At 58.0% G+C, this 3,844-nt stretch carries 5 protein-coding genes; all 5 read right to left on the bottom strand.

The window, feature by feature from the left end; genetic code table 11:
* Positions 1–98 precede the first annotated feature (98 nt).
* From QZY07_RS15435 to QZY07_RS27495, 5 genes are read right to left on the bottom strand one after another with little or no spacing between them, the layout of a single operon-like run.
* Complete coding sequence (locus tag QZY07_RS15435) at positions 99–413, bottom strand: hypothetical protein (protein ID WP_295404542.1); 315 nt, start codon at positions 411–413, stop codon at positions 99–101.
* The gene (locus tag QZY07_RS15430; protein ID WP_295404540.1) at positions 410–1,825 is read right to left on the bottom strand and encodes a hypothetical protein; all 1,416 of its coding nucleotides are present in this window, start codon (positions 1,823–1,825) and stop codon (positions 410–412) included. Before QZY07_RS15430 ends, QZY07_RS15435 begins: the two co-directional genes overlap by 4 nt.
* Entirely contained in the window at positions 1,822–2,565 is a 744-nt protein-coding gene (locus tag QZY07_RS15425) for a protein phosphatase 2C domain-containing protein (protein WP_295404538.1), read from the bottom strand. Before QZY07_RS15425 ends, QZY07_RS15430 begins: the two co-directional genes overlap by 4 nt.
* A complete protein-coding gene (locus QZY07_RS15420) occupies positions 2,555–3,382 on the bottom strand; it encodes a VWA domain-containing protein (RefSeq protein ID WP_295404536.1) in 828 nt (275 codons plus the stop codon). The genes QZY07_RS15425 and QZY07_RS15420 overlap by 11 nt, the downstream gene beginning before the upstream one ends.
* Before the next feature lie 14 nt (positions 3,383–3,396).
* Positions 3,397–3,735: a DUF4258 domain-containing protein gene (locus QZY07_RS27495; RefSeq protein WP_363184323.1), complete on the bottom strand. Its 339-nt coding sequence runs from the start codon at positions 3,733–3,735 to the stop codon at positions 3,397–3,399.
* Between the last annotated feature and the right edge of the window lie 109 nt (positions 3,736–3,844).

Below are 3,844 nucleotides of genomic sequence, written 5' to 3'. Positions count from 1 at the left end.
CCGACTCATGGAGCAGGCGGTCGTTACCGAGCCCGTCACTGAAGCCGCAGTGACGCATGGCTATAAGTGGTGACCACAACATATAGGGCGTGGAGGCACTAACCGACCACCCCCCTTTCGTGGATTTGGAGCGTCAGACGCTTGGGCAGCCCCGTATCAGGGGTTTTCTGAGCGAGCCAGCATAATCGGTGTAGGGCACCGGTACGCAGGTTGCGCAACGCGTCCTGGTCAGCGCCAGAGACACCTTTAACCTCCCAATCATCTTCGCCGATGCGCAACAGCCAGACGCCGGAATCCTGGTGATGCAGGGTCGCCTCGGACAGTGGACTGATCGTTTTCGGAAATGGCTCGTCCTCACTGCGGCGCAGTTCAACGCTGCTTGTGCGGCCATGGATGAGATCAGAGACCTTCATGACTGGATGCCTTCCATTTGGCGAAAACGGATGATGCGATGTAGGCGGTTACTCTCTCCCGTGCGCAGGAACCACTGAACTGCTCCATTGCACAGGGGAACCTCGGCCGGACCCTGCTCCAGCTTTCGATCGCCCCGCCCGTCGAGCGAGACCAGCCGCCAAGGACCGGAAGCCAGAGCTTTGATGACCAGCTTCGATCCGGCATGTCGGACACTGATCTGCGGCTTGCCTGTGCTCTCGCCAGCCGTGAAGCGATCAGTCAGTTCCAGTTCATCACCTTCACCGACGACGGCGGAATCAATCCCGCGTTCCTTACCTCCCTGACTGGCATCGGGTTGACGCACCGTTCCCGCATGAGCGATCCGTTCTCCCGCCCGGTTTCCGGGCAGTATTCGTTCCGGATCCCACAGAACGCAGCCCAGAGACACGAATGCTGGTTTTGATGCTGTGCACCAAGGGCATCGGGCACTGGTGTGGAAATAAGTACCCCCGCAGGCTGGGCAACTGAGCGTATTGTTTGCGGCCCGATCCAGATGCTCGGCCCAGCGCGCCATACCTGGTCGACGCAAGGGATCCTTGAGTCCCAATCCAAAAGTTTCAGCGAAGTCTGCTTGCAGATGGCGTGACAATACCCGATCTCTGGATATCCCATGACAGGAACGATTCTGATCGTCGTCCGAGTCGTCAATCCAAGGTAAATCACCGTTCAGTGCCTGCTCCTCCACATCAGGTTCACCACCCTCAACAAAATCCCCTTTGAGTGGGTGCACCAAGGCGAGTACCTGAAAAGCGATGACGGCGAAGGCGTGTGCATCGGACAAGGAGGTTGCCGGGCCGCGGCCACTGATAAGCTCTGGCGCACCGTACCCGTGTGTGGCGTATGCTTGTCCGACCACGGAAGACGCGCGTAGGTTATCCGTGTCGATCAGCCGGACCTCATGTGCGTCCACCGCTTCTGAGACGAAGATATTCTGCGGTGAGGGATCGGTATAAACCAAACCCCGCCCGTGCAACCGCGAGAACAGGTCCGCAGTTCGTGCCAGCAGACGCAGCCGGCGCCGCAGTCCACCACCGTCGAGATACCATTGAGTCAGCGACAGGGCATCGCGTGGGGGCTTTAACAAGGACTGGATGGATATCATGCCGGTATATAAATCCATGACATATCCCAAGTCAGGTTCCCGAAGCCGATCCAGCGGTCGAGCAAGAGCCAAGTCCTCGATTGGCAGTCGTGCAACCATCGCGAGCCGATCGCGAAGGGCATCTCGGGAAATCGGTGACCGGTTTCGCAGTAACTTGACGGCATATCGACCATCTTCTGTGCGAAACACGGCCCCTTGGCCGCCTTGCCCTAGCTTTTCGGTGAGCGTATAGCGAATGCCCTGAATGGTGGTGACAACACGCTTGGTCATTGTTCGTCCATCTCCATTTCAATCATGACGGCCAGCGTCTTGTCGTCGGTATGGTGCGGCACCGGCCAGTGACGCAGCTCAGTTTGGAGGCGTCGCCAACGCTGATGTGCCGGCAATGGCGCCATTTCTTCGGTCAACCACCCGATAAATCCGTCAAGACGGTCGGGGCGCAGATCGTCCGCGACGCCGTCGCTGGCGATAACAACCGAGCGATGCGGGTGCGGCGGCAAGACCTCGACCCACCAATCCCGGAGTTTATGCGGGATCCCCAGGGCCAAGGTTTCGTTGGCGAAATCCGCGCCGGAACGCCCCCCGTAGCATTTGACTCCATCCGAATTTTCGCGAATCAGCAGGGCACCATCTCCCAGCCCGGCAATCACCAGGGTTCCATTGGTCTCACGCAACGCAAATTGACAGGTTGTCGCACAGTCATCCGCGTGATGGGATGACAGGATGAATCGCCACAACACCTCGACGAGCCTGATCAAGTCGGCTGGAGCAGCACCTGTTGCCGCGCCGGGCCAGCGGGTCACGGCTTGTCGGACAGCTTGACACGCGCCATTCGCTCCCAGGGATGATGCAGAACGGGAACCGAGTCCGTCGCACACGACGGCGAGAGAACCGAAGCGACCCTGTACCTTGAGCCAGGCATCCTGGTTGGGTTGACCTTGGCTTTGATGGCGCGGTCCCGTCACCGATGCCCCAAACAAGGTAACGCCTCGGAAGGATTCAAAAGTCATCGAAATCGTCGAGTTCTTCAGGCGCGATCATCACGGACTGATTCGGTGTCACGCTGCATGATCGTTGGCTCACACTCATGGTGACCCAGCGAAAAAAGTTTTTGATTTGGCGCGATTCGTGAGCTTCGAGCACCCGCGCCTCAGTGTCAGCCAGAAATGCAGCAAGCATGTTTAGATCCGCATCGGCGCCGATGCCAAGGGCGAATCGCTGCGCCTTTCCTGCGCGTTCGGATCCGAGCAGACGCTCCAGCGGCGCTTGCCAGGCATCGTTGGGCTTGCCATCACTGACCAGTACGATGGTCGGCCGATAGGCACGACCGGGAACCTGGTCGCGGTCTTCGATCATGTTTGTCGCCAACTCAAGCGCCGCTCCCAATGGCGTTCGCCCGATCGCTTGCATCGGCTTCCAGGTGACTTTGCTTGCCGGTACCAAGCTCTGATGCACTCGCGCTTCGGCACCGAAAGTGATGACAGCAAGTTGGATCTCTGCCTGGGCCGCGTCCGTTTCCGCAAAGGCGGCAATCATCTCGCTGACGGCGACATTGAGGGTATCGATATTCCCTTCGGCCGCCATACTCCCGCTGACGTCAGCAAGCAGGATGACCGGCAAAGGCCGGGCGGCGGCTATCGTGACTTCACTGAGCGTAATCATGGGTTCCTCTGTGCCTGGGGCGCTTTGACTCTTGTGCTGGGCATTATGTGTCCCCGGCATCGGCTCCGGTAGCCGCTTCGGCGCGATGACGGTTTGCGTGATCTTGGTCGAAATCGCCCCGAAAAAGCGGCTCTCGATGTCTTCCTGATAACTGGCCCAACCCATGATGATGCTCCGCTCTAGTGAATCTGTCTTTGGGTCCGAAGTGTCCGACGACGCGGGCGCAATCCGCGAAAATCCCGATTCCTGTAGGTTGTGATGACCGTACCCACCGAGTTGCAAACAACTTGCACTCCATTACACCCAGAAAGATCAATGCCCAATCGCTGGTAGCGCTCGATCTCCCTTCGACCGATTGCGTAAATCACCGCGCCGCGCAGATGGAGTTCGCGTCCACATTGAAGGGTCGCCTGGACCGCTTCCTCGGAGATTTGGCGCTGATTCATGCGTTCGCGTACATGCAGAGTCAGCGAATAATTGTTGCTGAACCCTTCTCTGAGAATCGCTGTCGTTTGCATCTCTATTGCCCCTCGCTGCGGATGTCTGCGCTATTTAATGCGAGGTACGTGCCATAATTTTTTAAGAAGATGACGGCGCAAAATTTATAAAATATTAAATAAAAACAAT

It is taken from the genome of uncultured Thiocystis sp., assembly GCF_903866365.1.
Lineage (GTDB): Bacteria > Pseudomonadota > Gammaproteobacteria > Chromatiales > Chromatiaceae > Chromatium.
This window is presented reverse-complemented; position numbering and strand designations above follow the sequence as displayed.

Bases quoted from the DNA above. Each gene is read 5' to 3' on its own strand.
- QZY07_RS15430 (WP_295404540.1), bottom strand. From the start codon at position 1,825: ATGACCAAGCGTGTTGTCACCACCATTCAGGGCATTCGCTATACGCTC.
- QZY07_RS27495 (WP_363184323.1), bottom strand. From the start codon at position 3,735: ATGCAAACGACAGCGATTCTCAGAGAAGGGTTCAGCAACAATTATTCG.
- QZY07_RS15435 (WP_295404542.1), bottom strand. From the start codon at position 413: ATGAAGGTCTCTGATCTCATCCATGGCCGCACAAGCAGCGTTGAACTG.
- QZY07_RS15425 (WP_295404538.1), bottom strand. From the start codon at position 2,565: ATGACTTTTGAATCCTTCCGAGGCGTTACCTTGTTTGGGGCATCGGTG.
- QZY07_RS15420 (WP_295404536.1), bottom strand. From the start codon at position 3,382: ATGGGTTGGGCCAGTTATCAGGAAGACATCGAGAGCCGCTTTTTCGGG.